Annotated in this window: 16 protein-coding genes; 1 reads left to right on the top strand and 15 read right to left on the bottom strand. The window is 55.1% G+C overall.

What is annotated here, in order from left to right:
* Positions 1 to 153 precede the first annotated feature (153 nt).
* Together secA and E1N14_RS02090 are read right to left on the bottom strand one after the other, a co-directional pair.
* Positions 154 to 2877 (bottom strand): preprotein translocase subunit SecA, encoded by a 2724-nt coding sequence (secA, locus tag E1N14_RS02095; protein ID WP_025010898.1) that lies wholly within the window; start codon positions 2875 to 2877, stop codon positions 154 to 156.
* Positions 2878 to 2935: 58 nt separating this feature from the next.
* On the bottom strand, positions 2936 to 3835 hold the full coding sequence (locus E1N14_RS02090) for a M23 family metallopeptidase (protein WP_028781130.1): 900 nt from the start codon (positions 3833 to 3835) through the stop codon (positions 2936 to 2938).
* Between the two features lie 28 nt (positions 3836 to 3863).
* Here E1N14_RS02090 and E1N14_RS02085 point away from each other — a divergent pair, with 28 nt between their 5' ends.
* The gene (locus E1N14_RS02085; RefSeq protein ID WP_025010897.1) at positions 3864 to 4316 is read left to right on the top strand and encodes a DUF721 domain-containing protein; all 453 of its coding nucleotides are present in this window, start codon (positions 3864 to 3866) and stop codon (positions 4314 to 4316) included.
* Between the two features lie 8 nt (positions 4317 to 4324).
* Here the strand turns inward: E1N14_RS02085 and lpxC are convergent, their stop codons facing one another.
* From lpxC to ftsL, 13 genes are all read right to left on the bottom strand, one after another.
* Positions 4325 to 5245 (bottom strand): UDP-3-O-acyl-N-acetylglucosamine deacetylase, encoded by a 921-nt coding sequence (lpxC, locus tag E1N14_RS02080; RefSeq protein ID WP_025010896.1) that lies wholly within the window; start codon positions 5243 to 5245, stop codon positions 4325 to 4327.
* A 178-nt stretch (positions 5246 to 5423) separates the two neighbouring features.
* Entirely contained in the window at positions 5424 to 6596 is a 1173-nt protein-coding gene (ftsZ, locus tag E1N14_RS02075; RefSeq protein WP_025010895.1) for a cell division protein FtsZ, read from the bottom strand.
* 35 nt (positions 6597 to 6631) lie between these two features.
* Positions 6632 to 7867: a cell division protein FtsA gene (gene ftsA, locus E1N14_RS02070; protein WP_025010894.1), complete on the bottom strand. Its 1236-nt coding sequence runs from the start codon at positions 7865 to 7867 to the stop codon at positions 6632 to 6634.
* 3 nt (positions 7868 to 7870) lie between these two features.
* Positions 7871 to 8635, bottom strand: coding sequence for a cell division protein FtsQ/DivIB (locus E1N14_RS02065; protein WP_101058279.1), 765 nt, complete (start codon positions 8633 to 8635; stop codon positions 7871 to 7873).
* Positions 8636 to 8731: 96 nt separating this feature from the next.
* On the bottom strand, positions 8732 to 10201 hold the full coding sequence (gene murC / locus E1N14_RS02060; RefSeq protein ID WP_025010893.1) for a UDP-N-acetylmuramate--L-alanine ligase: 1470 nt from the start codon (positions 10199 to 10201) through the stop codon (positions 8732 to 8734).
* Positions 10198 to 11301: an undecaprenyldiphospho-muramoylpentapeptide beta-N-acetylglucosaminyltransferase gene (gene murG / locus E1N14_RS02055; RefSeq protein WP_037437115.1), complete on the bottom strand. Its 1104-nt coding sequence runs from the start codon at positions 11299 to 11301 to the stop codon at positions 10198 to 10200. The genes murC and murG overlap by 4 nt, the downstream gene beginning before the upstream one ends.
* Positions 11298 to 12515: a cell division protein FtsW gene (gene ftsW, locus E1N14_RS02050; RefSeq protein ID WP_028781127.1), complete on the bottom strand. Its 1218-nt coding sequence runs from the start codon at positions 12513 to 12515 to the stop codon at positions 11298 to 11300. The genes murG and ftsW overlap by 4 nt, the downstream gene beginning before the upstream one ends.
* Positions 12505 to 13824, bottom strand: coding sequence for a UDP-N-acetylmuramoyl-L-alanine--D-glutamate ligase (murD, locus tag E1N14_RS02045; protein ID WP_025010891.1), 1320 nt, complete (start codon positions 13822 to 13824; stop codon positions 12505 to 12507). Before murD ends, ftsW begins: the two co-directional genes overlap by 11 nt.
* A 6-nt stretch (positions 13825 to 13830) precedes the next feature.
* Positions 13831 to 14913, bottom strand: a complete 1083-nt coding sequence (mraY, locus tag E1N14_RS02040) for a phospho-N-acetylmuramoyl-pentapeptide-transferase (RefSeq protein WP_028781125.1) — start codon at positions 14911 to 14913, stop codon at positions 13831 to 13833.
* A complete protein-coding gene (locus E1N14_RS02035; RefSeq protein ID WP_025010890.1) occupies positions 14914 to 16290 on the bottom strand; it encodes a UDP-N-acetylmuramoyl-tripeptide--D-alanyl-D-alanine ligase in 1377 nt (458 codons plus the stop codon).
* Positions 16287 to 17756 carry a UDP-N-acetylmuramoyl-L-alanyl-D-glutamate--2,6-diaminopimelate ligase gene (murE, locus tag E1N14_RS02030; RefSeq protein WP_025010889.1) on the bottom strand — a complete coding sequence of 490 codons (1470 nt, stop codon included), beginning with the start codon at positions 17754 to 17756 and terminating at the stop codon, positions 16287 to 16289. Before murE ends, E1N14_RS02035 begins: the two co-directional genes overlap by 4 nt.
* Complete coding sequence (locus E1N14_RS02025; protein ID WP_025010888.1) at positions 17753 to 19489, bottom strand: penicillin-binding transpeptidase domain-containing protein; 1737 nt, start codon at positions 19487 to 19489, stop codon at positions 17753 to 17755. Before E1N14_RS02025 ends, murE begins: the two co-directional genes overlap by 4 nt.
* Positions 19486 to 19800, bottom strand: a complete 315-nt coding sequence (gene ftsL, locus E1N14_RS02020; protein WP_025010887.1) for a cell division protein FtsL — start codon at positions 19798 to 19800, stop codon at positions 19486 to 19488. Before ftsL ends, E1N14_RS02025 begins: the two co-directional genes overlap by 4 nt.
* Positions 19801 to 19804: the final 4 nt, after the last annotated feature.

Genomic DNA, 19804 nt, shown 5'->3' with positions numbered 1-19804 from the left:
TTGCGATCTTTTTTGAGGCCATAGGGTTAGTCACACGTTAAGCACTTTTTACCCCCAGAGTTATCCACATTTGTGAGTTTGTGGAGCAAAAAACGCGTTTTAAAAGCAACAAAAAAGGCAATCCGGAGATTGCCTTTAATGACTTACAGTGTGTTAGCTTAGTTTGCCATGACACTGTTTGTATTTTTTACCTGAGCCGCAAGGACAAGGATCGTTGCGTCCAACTTTCTCACCATCACGCACAACTGGAGTATGTGCAGCAACTTCAGCATCGTGTTCGGCTTCATTCAAAGCTTCAGATGTGGCGTGCTGATATTGATGTTGGATCCGTGCTTCTTCTTCACGACGACGGGCTTCCATTTCATCTACATCTGATTGAGCCTGTACCTGAACCTTGGACAGAATACTGATCACATCGTGCTTGAGTGACTCCAACATCTGCTGGAACAGCTCAAAGGACTCACGCTTATATTCCTGTTTGGGGTTCTTCTGAGCATAACCACGCAGGTGAATTCCCTGACGCAGGTGGTCCATGGCAGCCAAGTGCTCTTTCCACAAACCATCCAGGGTCTGCAGCATCACGGCCTTTTCGAACTGGCGCAGCACCTCAGGGCCTACCATCTGCTCTTTGGCTTCATAGGCCTTGAGCCAGGATTCAATGATCCGCTCACGCAGGGTCTCTTCGTGCAGGTCTTCTTCTTTATCCAGCCACTCTTGCAGCGGCAAGTCCAGAACAAATTCCTGCTTGAGTCGCTGCTCGAGGCCGGGAACGTCCCAGAGCTCTTCAACTGACTGTGGTGGAATGTATTGATCGATAACGCCTGTGATCACGTCTTCCTGAATAGTCTTGATGGTATCTTCAATGCTTTCGGCATCCATCAGTTCGTTACGCTGAGCGTAAACCACCTGACGCTGGTCGTTGGCGACATCATCAAATTCCAGCAACTGCTTACGAATATCGAAGTTACGGGCTTCCACTTTGCGCTGGGCATTCTCAATCGCACGAGATACCCAAGGATGTTCGATGGCTTCGCCTTCTTCCATGCCCAACTTCTTCATCATGTTGGCAACGCGATCTGAAGCGAAGATCCGCATCAGGCTGTCTTCCATCGACAGATAGAAACGTGATGAACCCGCATCGCCCTGACGGCCGGAACGACCACGCAGCTGGTTATCGATACGACGGGACTCGTGACGTTCTGTGCCCAGAATGTGCAAACCACCGGCAGCAACCACGGCATCGTGACGCTCTTGCCAGTCGGCACGGATCTTGGCGATCTGCTCCTCGGTTGGGTTTTCCAGTTCCTCAACTTCCGCTTTCCAGCTGCCACCCAAGACGATATCCGTACCACGACCGGCCATGTTGGTGGCTACGGTTACCGCTCCACTACGTCCGGCCTGAGCAACAATTTCAGCTTCTTTTTCGTGGAACTTGGCATTCAGTACCTTGTGAGGGATCTTTTCCCGGTCCAACAGGTTGGACAACAGTTCAGACTGTTCGATGGAAACTGTACCAACCAATACCGGCTGACCACGTTCACGGCACCCTTTGATGTCCTGAATAATGGCGGCGTACTTTTCTTTGGCAGTGAGGTACACCAAGTCAGCCATATCGTTACGGATCATCGGCCGGTTGGTGGGGATGACTACGGTATCCAAACCATAGATATGCTGGAATTCGAAGGCTTCGGTATCGGCAGTACCTGTCATACCGGCCAGTTTTTCATACTGACGGAAGTAGTTTTGGAAGGTGATAGAAGCCAGAGTCTGGTTTTCATTCTGGATCTTCACGCCTTCTTTGGCTTCCACCGCCTGATGCAAACCTTCAGACCAACGGCGCCCCTGCATGGTACGGCCAGTGTGCTCATCGACGATGATCACTTCGCCGTCCTGCACAACGTAGTCAACATCACGTTCAAACAGGGTGTGAGCGCGCAGCGCGGCGTTAACATGGTGCAACAGTGAGATATTAGCGGCCGAGTAAAGCGAATCCCCTTCGGCCAGCAGTCCGGCCTGGATCAACAGGAGTTCAATTTTTTCCTGGCCACGTTCAGTCATGTGAACTTGCTTGGCCTTTTCATCAACACTAAAGTCACCCTCGCCGACATAGTCGTCCGAGTCTTCTTTATCCTGGCGGATCAGATTAGGGATCAGTGTGTTGACCTTGATGTAGAGCTCAGAGCTGTCTTCCGCGGCGCCGGAGATGATCAGCGGTGTACGGGCTTCATCAATAAGAATGGAGTCGACTTCGTCTATCAGAGCATAATGCAATGGACGCTGTACCCGCTCCTGTGGTGAAAACGCCATGTTGTCGCGCAGATAGTCGAAACCAAATTCGTTGTTGGTGCCGTAAGTGATATCTGAGTTATAGGCAGCTTTCTTTTCCAGCTGACCAAGACCGGCGACGTTAACCCCAACCGTCATTCCAAGGAATTCAAACAGTGGACGGTTAGTGTCAGCGTCACGGCGAGCCAGATAGTCGTTCACTGTAATAACGTGAACGCCCTTACCGGTCAGTGCATTGAGATAGGCCGGCAGCGTGGCGGTCAGAGTCTTACCTTCACCGGTGCGCATCTCGGCAATGCGGTTGCTGTCCAGCACCATACCACCTATCAACTGCACGTCGAAGTGGCGCATCTCGAACACCCGCTTGGAAGCCTCTCGCACAGTGGCAAAGGCTTCGGCCATGATGTCGTCAAGGGTTTCCCCTTTTTCGAGCCGATCACGGAACTCCTGGGTTTTGGCCTTGAGCTGCTCATTGCTGAGTTGCTCATATTCACCTTCGAGCGCGTTGATCTTGTTGACTATCTTGCCCAGGGTTTTAAGGGTGCGGTCGTTACGACTACCAAATACTTTTGTCAGTAATTTACCTAACATCTGAATCACTTATTCTGTTGTAGGCCAAGCCTCTTGCGAGTCTGGCGGCCAGTTCCAATTAACCTGCTTTGCGGTAGACGTACTTCTTGGGATCTATCTGCTGTCCACCCCGCAACACTTCGTAATGCACATGAGGTCCTGTCGAACGCCCAGTGCTTCCCATGGTGGCAATTTTCTCGCCCTTGGCGACCACATCACCTACAGTTACTGACAAAGCTTTATTATGGCCATAGCGGGTGCGCAATCCGTTACCGTGATCTATCTCCACCAACTCACCATAGCCAAACATATTCCCGGCCCATGTCACCACACCACCACCGGTGGCGATCACATCGGCTCCTTCTGTACCCGCAAAGTCTATGCCTTTATGCACAGTTCTGCGGCCATTGAAAGGATCATTACGTAAACCGTAGGGCGAAGATAACCAACCTTTATTGATTGGCCGCCCTGATATATAACGCTCTTCATCTATATGGAGATTGGAAGCCACTGTTTCAAGCAGTGACAACTGAGCATTATTGCTATCAATTCCTGATGCCAGCCGATCCATATCAGAGATCAGCTGCTCCAGCTCTATGCTGGTACCCAGCTCGCTTAGACCACCCAGACCTACCTCGGCGCCGAAATCGAACTGTTCTTCAAGTTGGTAATTCTGGGCAAGAGTTTGCCCGAGAGCCTCAAGCCGGGTCAGTTTGGCCTGCATTCTGGCGACATGCGCCACCAGAGTTGCCAACTGAGTCTCTGTTGCTTGCTTGAGTTCTTTGACTTGTTTCTGTTGCTGCTCACGAGCCTGACGCTCGTTGTCGACGTTAGCCTGTTGCGACTCAAATCGCTCGGCGTTGTAATGATAGAGCCCTGTGCCCGCAGCGAGGAGCAAAATAGGCAACAGCAACCAGCGTTTGCCCGGTTGCCAGCGCGTCACGCCATTCCGACCTTGAATAAAAACTGTTACACTCATAGCCTAATTCAGCCATCTTATTATCGTAATGAAGAAGCTCCCTCAGCACCTCAGCCAATTACTGCATCAGTCGGGACGTTTGCCCGATCTGGCCGAGAAAGCGGAGCTTTTGTTGTATCTGAACCAGCATGTCAAACAACTGCTGTCAGGCCCTGTCAGCGAACAGCTGAAAGTTGCCAATCTGCGCCAAAGTGTGCTGGTTATTGAGACCCCTTCCGCCGCTTGGGCCGCCAGGATTAACTTTCAAAAAACCAAACTTCTTGCCCAACTTCAGGCAGAAACGCTCCCAATGCTTACCGCTATTGAGGTTAAAGTCAACCCGGCACTGGCAACATCGGGGGCAAAACCCCAAGTGGTTCACAGACAGCTGAGTGAAACTGCAGCTTCACATATTAATGCACTGGCCGAACACACCGAGGGCGAGCTGGGCCAGAAACTAAAACGGCTGGCTGCATTAGCCAGCCGTAAAAGGCAGTCCTAGTTTTACGATTAAGCCATCACGACATTGGATGGCATCATAAAGCTGACAGGCACATCCGCTTCTTTTTCGAAGCTGACCAACTCCCAGGCATCCTGCTGGGCAAGCAATGCCCGCACCAGCTGGTTGTTCAGGGCATGCCCCGTCTTGTAGGCACAGAATTCTCCGACTATGGCGTGACCCGCCACATACAGGTCACCAAACGCATCCAGAATCTTGTGCTTAACAAATTCATCCTCATAACGCAGGCCATCGGGGTTGAGGACACGATATTCATCAAGCACAACCGCGTTTTCCATACTGCCGCCCAATGCCAGGTTGTTGGCACGCAGATACTCGATATCACGCATAAAACCAAAGGTTCTGGCACGACTGATATCTTTCACAAAGGCAGAAGAGGAAAAATCCATCACCATATGCTGTTGACTACGGGCGATTTCAGGGTGATTGAAATCGATGGCAAAATCGACTCTGAAACCTTTGAAAGGTCGCAGTTCAGCCCACTTATCACCGTCTTCAACACGCACTGTGCGCTTGATTTTCAGATATTTCTTGGCCGCTGACTGATCTTTGATCCCCGCGCTTTGCAGCAGGAATACAAAAGGGCTGGCACTGCCATCCATGATAGGGATCTCGGGAGCATCCACTTCAATAACGGCATTGTCGATTCCCAAACCCGCGAGTGCAGCAAACAGATGCTCAATCGTTGAGATGCGAACACCTTCATCATTGACCAGAGCCGTACACATAGTCGTTTCACGAACCTGCTCTGCCTTGGCAGCAATCTCCACTGCCGGCTGCATATCGGTGCGCACGAGTACGATCCCTGTATTGACTGGTGCGGGCTTGATAGTCAAAGTCACCTTATTGCCGGAGTGCAAACCGACACCGGTGGTCTTTACCATTTTTTCAACAGTTCTTTGAAAAATCATTTAGTTACCCGTATTCATCTCAACAAAAAGCCCTGCCTTTGACGATAAAATCGACACTCGTCAGGCGCGGCTGGTCGGATATCCTAGCATAAATTGGTAATTTCACAAAAATTTACCTGCCTTTGCTTAACAGAAACAAAGGAGATCACCCAATTTACACCAGCGATAACCGCCAGTATCAGTCGGCTTGCTTACGCAAAAACGCCGGAATATCCAAATAATCAAGCTCGTTCTTGTGCGGGTTGGGCGCAGGCTGTGACGCAGGAACCGCATTGCTCTTGTGAGATACAGGCGCAACGGCTTCTTCCTGAGGCACGTAAGCTTCGACCTTAGGCTCTGGCACAGGTTCCTGACGTGGAGCAGGTTTGGATACCAGCTGAATGTCAGGTTTTCTTTCCGAACCTATGCCGGTAGCAACTACAGTGACTCGCAGCTCATCGCTCATTTCCGGATCGATAACAGCACCAACTACCACTGTCGCGTTGTCAGAAGCGTAAGCCTTGACGTGGTTACCCACAGTCTCGAACTCTTCGATGCTCATATCCATGCCGGCAGTGATGTTGACCAGTACGCCGCGGGCGCCTGCCAAGTCGATATCTTCCAGCAGCGGACTGGCTACGGCCGCTTCGGCAGCTTCTTCGGCGCGGTCTTCACCACGAGCCACCCCTGTGCCCATCATGGCGTTACCCATTTCGGACATAACGGTTTTCACGTCGGCGAAGTCGACGTTAATCAGACCGGGACGGGTGATCAGCTCAGCGATACCCTGCACCGCGCCCAAGAGTACGTTGTTGGCGGCAGCGAAGGCATCCAGCAGTGATGTACCACGGCCCAATACCTTGAGCAGCTTCTCGTTGGGGATAGTGATCAGCGAGTCAACATGTTTGGCCAGCTCTCCAATACCCTGATCGGCATAGGCCATACGCTTCTTGCCTTCGAATGGGAAAGGCTTGGTGACCACGGCCACTGTTAATATCCCTTCTTCGCGGGCAATCTGCGCCACCACAGGAGCAGCACCTGTACCCGTACCACCGCCCATGCCGGCAGCGATGAAGATCATATCCGAGCCCTTGATGGCCTCACGGATATTTTCACGATCTTCTTCGGCAGCAGCGCGACCGACTTCCGGGTTGGCACCGGCACCCAGGCCCTTGGTGACATCACGTCCCAGTTGAATTGTGGTGCCCGCGGCAGACTTACGCAGTGCCTGGGCATCTGTATTGGTGGCAACAAACTCAACACCTTCGATGTTGTGTTTCACCATATGTTCGACGGCATTACCACCGCCACCACCGACGCCGATGACCTTTATCACCGCCTCGTCAGAATGAGTATCCATGATCTCAAACATGGTTGAATTCTCCGTATTACCTGCGTTTACGTAAGTTAAAACTCACCTTTAAACCAGCTCTGAACCCGATTCCAGAGACTGGTCACCCCTTGACGCTCGGGTCGTTCAAACTGACGTTCGATAACCCTGCGCGCGCCGTAATGTAACAGCCCAACACCTGTGGAGTAGATGGGCTGATCCACATATTCATACAAACCTTTCACCGGCAGCGGTGATGCCACCCTGACCGGCATGCCGAAAGTGGCTTCGGCAACATCCACCGCCCCTTCGATAGAGGCTGTGCCACCGGTCAACACTATGCCGGCGGCAATTTGATCTTCCAGGCCACTGTCCTTGAGCTCTTTGAATACCAACTCGAACAGTTCCTGATATCTGGGTTCAACCACTTCGGCCAGTGTATGACGCGACATGGTTCTTGATGGCCGACCACCTACGGACGGCACCTCTATGCTGTCCTCACGGCTCACCATGGAGCTGCGGGCACTGGCATGCTGCACTTTAATCTGCTCGGCATGCGACAGCGGCGTGCGGAAAATTTTGGCGATATCACTGGTTACCTGGTTGCCGGCCACCGGCACCACGGCACAGTGACGCAGAGCGCCATTGGTATACACAGCGATATCTGTGGTGCCACCACCGACATCCACCAGACAAACACCCAGATCTTTTTCATCATTGGTCAGTACCGCATCGGCCGAAGCGATACCGGAAAACACCAGGTCGTCCACCTTGAGGCCACAGCGCTCAACACTCTTGGTGATGTTCTTGGCCATATCATTGGCGCAGGTGACTATATGCACCTTGGCTTCCATCCGCATGCCGGACATGCCAATAGGGCTGCGGATCCCTTCCTGAACATCTATGGCATATTCCTGCGGCAGTACGTGCAAAATGCGGCGCTCGGTGGGGATCTTCACCGAACGGGCCGTGTGAATGACGTTGTCCACGTCTTCCTGGGTCACCTCTTCATCATTGATGGAGACCATGCCGTTTTCGTTCTGACAATCGATATGCTTGCCGGAAATGCTCAAATACACCGAAGACACCTGACAGTCTGCCATCAGCTCGGCCTGATCCAGGGCCCGCTGCACACTGCGCACGATAGAATCGAGGTCGTTGACCCCGCCTTTATCCATGCCGCGTGATGGATGATTACCCAGACCGACGACACTGATTTCGCCATCGGGCAAGACTTCACCTATGATCACAGCGACCTTGGATGTCCCTATGTCCAATCCGACGATCAGATTTCTATCTTGGTTCTTGGTCATTAATTAACGGCTCTCTTCTTGTGCGTCTTCCCAGCCTACTGCCAGACCCGTGTCATAGCGTAGATCCACTCTGGCGACACTCTTTTCCTGTTTAACCAACTCGGGATACACGTTGATAAAACGCTGTATCCGCGCCATCTTGTCCTCTCGTCCCAACTCCAGCATGATGCCGTTGCCCAAAGTCGCCTCCCAGGCATGTCTCGGGCTGAGACTCAATCTATCCAGCTTGAAGCTGTTTATCCGCAGCAGTTCATCCATCTGCCGAAAGGAGATCAATACCTCCTTCGCCATAGGTTCAGGTCCCGCCAACCAAGGCAGATTTTCCAGCCCGGGTTGCGGTGGCGCCAGGAACACCTCGCCGTGTTCATTGAGCCATTCATCCTGATTCCAGTGCGCCACGGCGACCTGCTCCTGCAGATAAACCTTCAGCTTGGCCGGCCATTCGCGCCGAACCGAGGCCCTGTATACCCAAGGCAGGGCCTCCAGCGCCTGCTGCACCTCGGCCACATCAGCGCTGAAAAAGCTACGCTGCATCAAGTCCTGCAAGGCGCCACGGATTTCCGCATCCGTGGTGTACTGGCGCTCGCCTTTTATCGCCACTGCCTCAATGGGCAAGGCCTCGGCATCATTCAGCACCAGTCCCAATTTCCAAGCCGCCAAGCCGAATGCCGCCAGTACCAACAGCAGAAAGCCAATCCCGCTGCAGAGATACCAATTGACCCCGGCTAGCCTTGCCCGGCCCTTGTGCAACCTGTCCTTCAGCGCCATGGTCCTGCCCGTTAGCTTGGCGGAAAACCGGCCATTATATAGGGCTGGTTTTCTTGGTCAAAAGATACTGTTTTCAAGCCATTAAGCGGCGAAAATCTATTCAGTAATCGTATCTTTCTTATCATCACTAAACCCCAGTTTGCTGCTCGCCAGTTGGCGCGCCAGGGCGCCTATATTGCCTGCGCCTTGGGTCATCAGCAGATCGCCGTCCTTGAGCACATCCGGCAGTATCTCCTGCAACTGCTCCGGCGTAGCGACATAGATAGGGTCGACCTGACCACGCAATCTGATGCTGCGGCACAACGCGCGGCTGTCTGCTCCCGCGATAGGTGCTTCACCGGCGGGATAGACCTCCAGCAGCAATAGACCATCGACCTGAGACAATACTTCGACAAAGTCCTCGTACAGATCCCGGGTGCGGCTATATCTGTGTGGCTGATAAGCCATCACCAGGCGCTTATTAGGCCAACCGGCACGAGCCGCCTTGATAGTGGCGGCGACTTCGCTGGGATGATGGCCGTAATCATCAACCAGCATCACCTCGCCCTTGGGAGTATCGAAGGCCCCCAGATGCTGGAAGCGGCGGCCAATTCCCTGGAACTCCGCCAGCGCCTGCACTATGGCGGCATCATCTATATCATCTTCACAGGCCACGGCAATCGCCGCCAAGGCGTTCAGCACATTGTGCCGTCCCGGCAGATTCAGCAGCAGCTCCAAGTCGTCCCGCCCCTTGCGACGCACGGTGAAACGGCATTGATGTCCTTCTTGGCTAAAGTTGAGTGCCTGCACATCGGCCTCATCACTGAAGCCATAGGTCACCATGTGGCGACCAATACGTGGCATGATCTCTTTCACCACAGGATCATCGATACAGAGCACGGCCACACCGTAGAACGGCAGGTTATGCAGGAAGTCGACAAAGGTGGTTTTCAACTTCTCAAAATCGCCGCCATAAGTATCCATATGGTCGGCTTCAATATTGGTTACCACACTCACCATGGGCTGCAGATGCAGGAAGCTGGCATCACTCTCATCGGCCTCGGCGATAAGGTAACGGCTGTGCCCCAAGCGAGCATTGGTACCGGCACTATTGAGCAGACCACCTATTACAAAGGTCGGATCCCGCTCGGCCTGGCCATAAACACTGGCGATAAGGCTGGTTGTAGTGGTTTTGCCATGGGTGCCGGCAATCGCCACCCCATGACGGTAACGCATCAGCTCGGCCAGCATCTCGGCACGGCGCACTATCGGAGTGCGGCTGGCTCTGGCGGCCGCGACTTCCGGGTTATCCGCTTTAATCGCGGTGGAAACCACCACCACATCAACGTTCACCACAGCCTCGGCACTGTGGCCGATAATGATGCGAGCACCCAGAGCCGCCAAACGCTCAGTCACGGCATTTTCGGCAATATCCGAACCACTGACCTGATAACCTTCGTTGACCAGAACCTCGGCAATGCCCCCCATGCCGGCACCACCTATGCCAACAAAGTGAATACGACGCACCCGGCGCATTTCCGGGATCATGGCGCGAAGCTGGGCGTATTTCTCTGCTCTGTTATTCATCTATTTCCTTTCTCTGCCAGTTCGATACAGACTTGGGCGACTTTATCGGTCGCATCCAGCACGGCGGCCGCTCTGGCTCTCTGCCCCATCAGGGCCAATTCATTTCTATCACTGCCTAGCAGGGCCAGCTTATTCGCCAGCCTGGGCACATCGACAATAGGCTGCGGCAACAGGAAGGCCGCGCCCGCATCCACCAACACCTGGGCGTTGCGGGTCTGGTGATCATCCACCGCATGGGGATAAGGCACCAGTAGGCTTGGCAGGCCAACGGCCGCCAGCTCGGAAACGGTTAAGGCTCCGGCGCGGCAGATGACCACATCGGCCCAGCGATAGGCGGCTTCCATATCATCGATAAACTCAGCCACTTTGACTCTGCCGTCTTGTCCCAGCTGCTGATATTCGGCTTCCACCGGCGCCTGATTGCCCTTACCCACCTGATGCCAAACCGTCACCGACTGTGACTTGCTGACCTCGGCAACCACGGCCGGCATAAGGTCGTTGAATACCTTGGCCCCCAGGCTGCCACCGACGACCAGAATTTTCAGCGCATCCTGATGCTGGGCTCTGGGCTGCCCACCCAGAGTGATAAGCTCCTGGCGAATAGGGTTGCCCACCACTTCGGCCTTACCCGGCTCGAAGGTGTTGGCAAAGGCGCACAGCACCTTAGTGGCGATACGGGAAAGCAGCTTATTGGTCATCCCCGGAATGGCATTTTGCTCATGCAACACCAACGGAATACCACTGAGCTTGGCGGCAACGCCGCCCGGACCGCTGGCAAAGCCACCCATGCCCAACACCACATCCGGCCGAAATTCGCGGATGACCCTGCGCGCCTGAATAATCGAGCGCAGTACCTTGAAAGGCGCTGCCAGCTTGCGCACTATGCCGTTACCGCGCACGCCCTTGATGTCAATAAAATCTATGTCAAAGCCGTGTTGAGGCACCAAGCGCGCCTCCATCCGGTCTGCCGTGCCCAGCCAACGCACCTGCCAGCCCTGCTGTGCCAGGCGTCGGGCCACTGCCAACGCCGGAAAAACATGACCGCCGGTACCACCGGCCATCACCAAAATACGTTTGTTATTCACATTATTACCTTTCATGACTTCAGCCTCCCCTGCACCGCCTGGATCAGGCTGAGACGCCGCTCATGATCTATCCGGATCAGCATCATGACCGCAGCCGTCATCACCCAGAGACTACTGCCGCCATAGCTGATAAAGGGCAGAGTCAGCCCTTTGGTCGGCAAAATGCCGATACTGGCGCCCACGTTCACCACAGTCTGGAAACAGATCCAGATCCCTATGGCGTAGGCCAGATAACCTTCAAATGCCCGGTCCATGGCCAGGCATTGACTGCCGAGACGAATTGCCCGCAGCGCCACAAACAGCAGTACCGCCAGCACAGCGATAATGCCGATAAATCCAAGCTCTTCCCCTATAACGGCGAAGATAAAGTCAGTGTGCGCCTCCGGCAGGTATTCCAGTTTCTGGATACTGTTGCCAAGCCCCTGACCAAACCAGTCACCACGGCCATAGGCCATCAGCGACTGAGTCAACTGGTAACCACTGCCGAACGGATCCTGCCAGGGGTCGAGGAAGGAGGTTACCCGCCGCATCCGGTAGGGCTCCAGCAACACCAAAGCCACAAAGGCCATGACCCCGGTCAGGATCAGCGCAAAGAAGTCCAGCAAACGGGCGCCGGCCAAAAACAGCAGCCCCACAGTGCCGACAAATAGCACCACCACGGTTCCCAGATCCGGTTGCATCAGGATCAAGAAGGCATAGACGGCAAAAACCGCAATCGGCTTGTAAAAGCCCTTGGCGTTTTCACGCACTTCCTGATGCCGCCGTACCAGATAACCGGCCATGTAGACCGCAAAAGCAAACTTGGCTATCTCGGCTACCTGAATTCTCACCGGCCCCAGAGACAACCAGCGGGTCGCCCCGTTTACCGTGGTGCCTACTGCCAGCACGGCCACCAACATAACCCCAACCAGCAACAGCATCAGCGGACTCAGTTGCTGCCAGCGCTGCATCTCTACCTGCAACACCACTGCGGCTATCACCACGCAACCCACCAGATAAAACAGATGACGGGTCACAAAGTGAAACGGATTACCTGTCAGGCTCTGGGCTTCCGGCATAGAAGCCGACATCACCATCACAAAGCCAAAGGCGATCAACGACAAAACGGCAAGCAGCAAACGCCGGTCATACAGTTGCATGCCCTGCGATTGCTTCTCACCGAACCAGTCGGGCCAGCGCCACTTGAGGCTGGTCCCGAACAGGCTGAGTTGTCGTTCATCACTGCTCATCCAGCGCCTCCACCAGTTGGCGGAAATCATCGCCTCTGGCCATAAAGTTGCTGTACATATCCAGGCTGGCACAGGCCGGTGACAACAAGACTATGTCTCCGGAACTCGCCAGCTCGGCGGCCTTGCTCACGGCTTCTGCCATGGAGCCAACCTTGATGGCGCCCTCTTTCAATGCCGCAATCTTGTCACCGTCTCGCCCCAGGGTAATAAGGTGAGTCACAGAGCCGAGCGCATTGGCAAGCGGCCGGAAATCGGCTCCTTTACCATCACCACCGGCAATCAGGATCACATCACCGAGGTAGTCGCTGAGCCCTTCGAGCGCAGCCACGGTAGCGCCCACATTGGTGGCCTTGGAATCGTTGATCCAGGTGGCGCCATTCTTGACCGCCACCAGTTCACATCTGTGCGGCAAGCCTTTGTACTCGCGGGCCACTCTGGCCATGGCTTCCTTATCCACACCGGCCGCATCGGCCAACGCCATGGCGGCCAGCAGGTTGGCGTGGTTATGGCTGCCGAGCAGCGCCACATCCATCAGATTCATGATTTCACTGCTGCCGTGGAAAATCTTGCCGTCGGTGATCCCCCACTCATCCCCTTCGGGGTTACCCAGACCAAAGCTGTTGTTGTTCATGGGTGACATGGGCTGCGTTTGCGGATCATCCCGGTTGAAAATCGCCAGTCGGCTCAGTTCATAGAGCCGCAGTTTGGCCTGACGATAGGCTTCCAGGTCGCTGTATCTGTCCATGTGGTCTTCAGAAATGTTCAGGCAAGTTGCCGCCAAACATTTAAGACTATGAGTGGTTTCCAACTGGAAACTGGATAGCTCCAGCACATAGTGGCTGACGTTTTCGCCCAAAAGCTCCAACGCCGGTACCCCTATGTTGCCGCCGATGGCGGCTTGCTTGCCACCGGCTTTGAGCATTTCACCGACCAGAGTCGTCACAGTCGACTTGCCATTGGAGCCGGTAATCGCCAGCACACATGGGCCCTTGTCGGCGATGGCGCGGGCAAACAGTTCCACATCGCCGATCACTTCTATGCCCATATCCAACGCTGCCCTTACTTCGGGGGTATCCATGGGGATCCCTGGACTGATGATGATCTGCTCGGCCTGCACCAGACCACGGCAATCGAAACCACCGAAGCAAAACTCCAGATCCGGAAACTCATTTTTCAGCGCCTCAGCACCGGGTGGATTGCGGCGGCTGTCCATCACCATAGGGGCATGCCCCTGAGCCACCAGATAGCGCACCACAGACAAGCCTGTGGCCCCCAATCCCAACACTATGTGCGAACAGCGACTCATCATGACTGTTTACCTCAACTTCAGGGTGGCCAATCCCAGCAGAACCAGGAACAAAGAGATAATCCAGAAACGCACTATCACTCTGGGCTCGGGCCAACCTTTCAATTCATAGTGGTGGTGTATGGGTGCCATACGGAAAATCCGTTGGCCACGCAGCTTATAGGATCCAACCTGAAGGATGACTGACACAGTCTCCATTACGAATACACCGCCCATGATCACCAGCAAGATTTCCTGGCGTACCAGCACTGCCATGGTGCCGAGCGCCGCGCCCAGTGACAACGAGCCCACGTCGCCCATAAACACTTGTGCCGGATAGGTGTTGAACCAAAGGAAACCAAGACCGGCACCGACTATCGCGGTGCAGACAATCACCAGTTCACCGGCGCCAGGCAGATGCGGAATATGCAGATAGCCGGCAAATTGCGCATGGCCGGAGAGGTAAGCAATAAGCGCGAACGCCGCCGCAACCATAACGGTCGGCATAATCGCCAAGCCATCGAGGCCGTCGGTCAGGTTAACCGCATTGCTCGAACCCACTATGGTGAAATAGACCAGTACCACAAAAAATAGCCCCAGCTGCGGCATCACATCCTTGAAGAAAGGCACCACCAATTGGGTTTCACCGGGCAGAGATGCAGTAGCGTAGAGATAAAAGGCCACAGCAATCGCTGCAAGCGACTGTAAAATGTACTTCCAACGGGCTACCAGGCCCTTGGGATCCTTGCGCACCACCTTGCGGTAATCATCGAGGAAGCCGATGAGGCCAAAGCTGCCCAGAACGAATAACATCACCCAGACATAACGGTTACCGAGATCGCCCCACAGCAGGACACTGATAAAGATCCCCGCCAGCACCAGCAATCCACCCATTGTTGGGGTGCCACGCTTACTGAAATGTGACTCAGGGCCGTCATTACGCACTACCTGGCCTATCTGCAAAAGCTGCAAACGTTCAATCAACTTGGGCCCCCACCAGAGCGCGAAGCTGAGGGCGGTTAACAACCCCAGAATCGCTCTGAAGGTCAAATAGGAAAACACGTTAAACCCGGTATAAAACTGGGTTAGATACTCCGCCAGATACACCAGCATCTACACTAACTCCCCACGCCCGAAGGCTGATTTAAGGGCCTCGACCACACGCTCCATACGCATGCTGCGTGAACCCTTGACCAATACAGTGACACTCCCTGACAACTGATTGATATATTTGATTAAACTTTCCACCAAACGCCCTTGGGTATCCAGATGTTCCGTACCAAACCCCTGGCTGGTGTTCTGGGTTAATTGACCGCAGCAAAACAGGGCATCTATCCCGGCCTCCCGGGCATACTCACCCAGCTCGCGATGCAAAAGGGGGGCATTGTCGCCTAATTCCCCCAAATCGCCCAGTACCAGAATGCGATTTCCGTGAATTTCGTGAAGCCAGTTGATCGCAGCCTTGACCGAGGCCGGATTGGCGTTATAGCTATCGTCGATCAGCTGCACCCGCCCAAGCTCAGTGGGCAGCATGCGTCCCTTGACCGGCTGCATCTGTTGCAAGCCAGAGATAATGCTTGCCATATCCAGGCCCAGCGCCAGGCAAACCGAAGTTGCCGCCAGAGCATTGGCCACCTGATGTCGGCCGGCCAACGGCAGCGCCAGCAGATACTCCTGTTGCTGCCAGCAAAGAGTGCAGCGATAACGCCCCGAGGCATCGGCCTGTAAATCTTTGGCTGTCAACTCGGCTGCTGCGTCAATGCCATAGCTTAACTGACGGTAGCCTAACGCAGCCTGACGCATTACCTCGGCGTATCTGTCATTGGCATTGATAATGGCGCAGCCGTCCGGGGCCAAGTGATTGAAAATCTCGGATTTGGCCGCCGCCACACCGGCCTCTGAGCCAAACCCTTCGAGGTGGGCGCTGGCAACATTGTTCACCAGGGCAACATCCGGGCGCACTATGGCCGAGGTGTAATCAATTTCACCCTTGTGGTTGGCACCAAGCTCAAATACCGCGTATTCGTGTTCAGGCTCCAGTCGCAAGGCTGTCAGCGGCACGCCTATGTCGTTGTTGAAGTTACCGGCGGTGTAGAGCACCTTGGCATGTTGCGACAATATGGTCGCCAACATCTCCTTGACGCTGGTCTTGCCGTTGGAGCCGGTCAAGGCAACACACTTGGGTGATACCAGGCTGCGTACTATGGCCGCCAGTTGCCCCAGGGCCTGGTGAGGATCGGCCACCAGCAGCTGCGGCACATCGAGTGCCAACTCGCGGCTGACCAGGAGCGCTGCGGCGCCATTTTTGACCGCCGTTGGCGCAAACTCATGGGCGTCGAAGCGCTCGCCCTTGAGGGCGATAAACAAACCTTTGGTGCCTATATCGCGGCTATCTGTGCTGACACTCTCAATCAACTGCTCTGCGGCAGTCGCTGGAATCAACTTGGCATTTAGCGCCGTGGCTATCTGTTGCAGAGTTAAAGGGATCATGCCTTGCCTCCGCTAAGTTCCAGCGCCAAGGCCCGCTCATCGTAGTGATGACGGCTTCCTGCAACTTCCTGATAGGTTTCATGCCCCTTACCAGCCAATAAAATCACATCTCCCGCCTCGGCCTGGGCGCAAACCTGTTTAATGGCTGTCACCCTATCGACACAGGAAAGTGCCGCCTCGGGGCGGGTCAGCCCGGCCATGACTTCATCAATGATGGTTTGCGGCTCTTCGCTGCGAGTATTGTCGCTGGTGACCATCAAGCGGTCGGCAAAAGCCTCGGCAGCGCGGGCCATCAGCGGCCGCTTGCCCCTGTCACGATCGCCGCCGCAGCCAAAGACACACCAGAGGCGGTTGTCGGTATGCAGCCGCAGCGCCTTGAGCGCTTGCTCCAGCGCATCCGGGGTGTGGGCATAATCCACCACCAGCGAAAAACCTTTGTTCGACGGGAAACACTCCATCCGTCCGGGCACGGGCTTAAGGGCCGGTGACAACGTCAGCAGCTTTTGCAGCGGATACCCCATGGCATAGAGCGCCGTCAGCGCCGCCAACAGATTGGAGAGATTGAATTCGCCCAGCAGCGGGGTTTCCAGCACACCTTTGCCTTCCGGCCAGTGGATCTCGGCGCGCACGCCCTTGGCGTGATATTGAGGATTGACAGCAACAACTGCCGCTCTGGGATCTTGATTAATGCTATAGCCAAGCAACTTGGCCTTGGGCAGTTCCTCGAACCAGGCCTGCCCTGTGGCGTCATCCAGGTTAATCACCGCGTGTTTGAGACAGGCAAACCGCATCAGCCTCAATTTGGCGGCGGCATAAGCCTCCATGGTCAGGTGGTAATCCAGATGATCCCGGCTCAGGTTGGTAAATACCGCCACTTCAAAGGGTGCGGCTTCTACCCGCCCCTGCACCAAACCGTGGCTGGATACTTCCATGGCACAGACGCTGACATCCATCAGCTCAAAAGCCTTGAGCTGGGCCATTACGGCCAAGGCATCACTGGTAGTATTGGTCGCTTCCTGGAGTTTCCCCAGCAAACCGTTCCCCAAAGTGCCCATGACACCGGCCTTTTCGCCGAGCAAAGACACCCACTGGGCGATTAGCTGGCTGACAGAAGTCTTGCCATTGGTGCCGGTAATCCCCACCAGACGAGGCTTGACCGCGTGAATGCCATAGAACTGGGCCGCCAGCGCCGATAGCTGCCGACTCAGTTGAAAAAAGTAGATGGTTAAGCCTTGCTCCCGCTCCACCTTGCCGTGGGCATCCGGATCGTCCGTATGCAGCAAGGCAGCCGCGGCTCCCTTGTTGAAGGCGGCGGCAACATACTCCCGACCATCGGCCTGATGTCCGGGAACGGCCACGAAAAGGCCGCCTTCAACCACTTTCCGGCTGTCGAGACAGGGCTCGGCCACCGCCTCCGCGCCGGAGTAATGAAACCAGGGAGCCAGCAGATCCCGCAATAACATCATTCTGCTCTCCTAGGTACCTGAGCCAGTTGCACGCGAGTATCATCACTCACAGGCTCCACATTCAACATCTGCAACGCGCCGGACATCACCTTGCCAAACACAGGTGCCGCCACCACGCCGCCGTAATATCTGTCCCCTTTGGGCTCGTTGATCACCACTACCATGGCGAGCCTGGGGTTATTGGCCGGCGCGACACCGGCAAACAGGGCAACATAATCATCGCCATAGCCACCGGCTATCGCCTTACGACTGGTGCCCGACTTACCGGCAACCGGATAGCCTTCAATGTGCGCCCGAGTACCTGTGCCGCCCTTCTCGGTCACGCCCACCAGCATGTTGATCACATCGCGGGCCACGTCCGGGGCTATTACCCGGGTGCCTTCCGGCGGTTGCTTCAGTTTAAGAATCGATACCGGGTAAAGCATGCCGCCGCTGCCCAGAGTGGCGTACATACGCGCCAATTGCAGCGGGGTAGCGGTCAGGCCATAGCCGAAGGACAGAGTCGCCCGTTCAAAGTCGGACCATCTGTGTCTGTCCTGCACCAAACCGGCACTCTCGCCGGTCAGGTTGATCCCTGAATAGTTGCCGAGCCCCATGGACTGATAGGTGCCCAGCAGCTGCTGCACCGGCATTTCCAGTGCCAACTTACTGATCCCCACGTTACTGGACTTGATCAAAATCTTCGCCAGCGACATATCGCCATAGTTGCGGGCATCCCGCACCTGTCGACCACCGATACGCATCCAACCGGGTGATGTCGGGATAAGCTCATCGCTCTTGACGATTCCGGCTTCCAGCGCAGCCACCACCACAAAGGGTTTCACCGTCGAACCCGGCTCGAAGGTGTCTGTCAGGGCACGGTTACGCATCCTGTGGCTCTGCAGATTTTCCCGCGAGTTTGGGTTATAGGAGGGGGTGTTGACCATCGCCAGCACTTCACCCGTGTGCACATCCAGCACCACCACAGAACCGGATGTTGCCTGGTTCATTTCGGTGGCACGCTTGAGCTCACGGTAAGCTAACTGCTGAATACGCTGATCTATGCTGAGCACCAGATCATTGGGGCTCTCGCCCTCCTGGATAATATCCAGCCGCTCAACCACCCGGCCGTCACGGGACTTGCGCACCTTCTGCTTGGAGGGAGTGCCGGTCAGCCAGCTGTTGTAAGTGTTTTCAATGCCTTCGATGCCAACATCATCGATATTGGTGATCCCGACCAGCTGAGCGCTGATCTCACCGGCCGGATAGTAACGGCGTGATTCGGACTTGAGGTAGATGCCGGGTAGCTTCAGTTGTTCGATATAGTGCGCTACCGCCGGGGTAACCTGGCGCTTGAGGTAGGTAAAGCGTTTCTTGGGGTTGGACTGCACCCTTGCCAACAGGTCATCCAGCGGCTCGTGCAATACATCGGCCAGTGCCCGCCAACGGCGCATATCATTGAAGCCATCCTTGTCGTGAACCACCTTGGGATCGGCGTAGACGGCACGCACAGGCACACTGACGGCCAGCATCTCGCCGTTGCGGTCAGTGATAAGCCCTCTTTGCACCTCGTTGGAGGTGGTTCGCAAAGTACGCATATCACTCTCATGACGTAGTTTTTCCGGTTCTATCACCTGGATGTAGGCGGCACGTCCAACAAGCGAGACAAACAACAGGCAAACAAAAGCCACCACCACCTGCAGTCGCCAGTGGATCAGTTGGGGCTTTTGAATCCTTTTAGCCTGTTTTCTCATGGGAGTCTCACTACCACCTCTTCATTGGGTAAGGGCCTTATCATGTCCAATTCCTTGGTCGCAATCCGAGTTATCCGGCTGTGCTCTGCCTGCGACTGTTCTTCCAGCAACAGGTTGCGCCACTCAATGTCCAGGCGATCCCTTTCCTGTAACAGCTTGTCCAACTCACTGGTTTGGGTACGGCTGATGTGGCTGGTATATACCACGGCAACCGCATTACCCAGCACCAGCATGCCCAGCAAGAGGATCCATTTGTGCTGCCAAAGATCCTGCAGCACTATGCGCGCCAGATTGAGTTGCGACTTACTCACCGTC

The sequence above is a fragment of the Shewanella algae genome (assembly GCF_009183365.2).
GTDB lineage: Bacteria > Pseudomonadota > Gammaproteobacteria > Enterobacterales > Shewanellaceae > Shewanella > Shewanella algae.
Note: the sequence above shows the minus strand (reverse complement) of the source record. Positions and strands in the feature narration are given on the sequence as shown.

What these genes read in the sequence shown, in the direction of transcription:
- ftsZ (WP_025010895.1), bottom strand. Translation starts at nt 6,596, where the DNA reads ATGTTTGAGATCATGGATACTCATTCTGACGAGGCGGTGATAAAGGTC.
- E1N14_RS02025 (WP_025010888.1), bottom strand. Translation starts at nt 19,489, where the DNA reads ATGAGAAAACAGGCTAAAAGGATTCAAAAGCCCCAACTGATCCACTGG.
- lpxC (WP_025010896.1), bottom strand. Translation starts at nt 5,245, where the DNA reads ATGATTTTTCAAAGAACTGTTGAAAAAATGGTAAAGACCACCGGTGTC.
- secA (WP_025010898.1), bottom strand. Translation starts at nt 2,877, where the DNA reads ATGTTAGGTAAATTACTGACAAAAGTATTTGGTAGTCGTAACGACCGC.
- E1N14_RS02090 (WP_028781130.1), bottom strand. Translation starts at nt 3,835, where the DNA reads ATGAGTGTAACAGTTTTTATTCAAGGTCGGAATGGCGTGACGCGCTGG.
- ftsW (WP_028781127.1), bottom strand. Translation starts at nt 12,515, where the DNA reads ATGAGCAGTGATGAACGACAACTCAGCCTGTTCGGGACCAGCCTCAAG.
- murE (WP_025010889.1), bottom strand. Translation starts at nt 17,756, where the DNA reads ATGATGTTATTGCGGGATCTGCTGGCTCCCTGGTTTCATTACTCCGGC.
- E1N14_RS02085 (WP_025010897.1), top strand. Translation starts at nt 3,864, where the DNA reads ATGAAGAAGCTCCCTCAGCACCTCAGCCAATTACTGCATCAGTCGGGA.
- murD (WP_025010891.1), bottom strand. Translation starts at nt 13,824, where the DNA reads ATGATGAGTCGCTGTTCGCACATAGTGTTGGGATTGGGGGCCACAGGC.
- E1N14_RS02035 (WP_025010890.1), bottom strand. Translation starts at nt 16,290, where the DNA reads ATGATCCCTTTAACTCTGCAACAGATAGCCACGGCGCTAAATGCCAAG.
- mraY (WP_028781125.1), bottom strand. Translation starts at nt 14,913, where the DNA reads ATGCTGGTGTATCTGGCGGAGTATCTAACCCAGTTTTATACCGGGTTT.
- ftsA (WP_025010894.1), bottom strand. Translation starts at nt 7,867, where the DNA reads ATGACCAAGAACCAAGATAGAAATCTGATCGTCGGATTGGACATAGGG.
- E1N14_RS02065 (WP_101058279.1), bottom strand. Translation starts at nt 8,635, where the DNA reads ATGGCGCTGAAGGACAGGTTGCACAAGGGCCGGGCAAGGCTAGCCGGG.
- murG (WP_037437115.1), bottom strand. Translation starts at nt 11,301, where the DNA reads ATGAAAGGTAATAATGTGAATAACAAACGTATTTTGGTGATGGCCGGT.
- murC (WP_025010893.1), bottom strand. Translation starts at nt 10,201, where the DNA reads ATGAATAACAGAGCAGAGAAATACGCCCAGCTTCGCGCCATGATCCCG.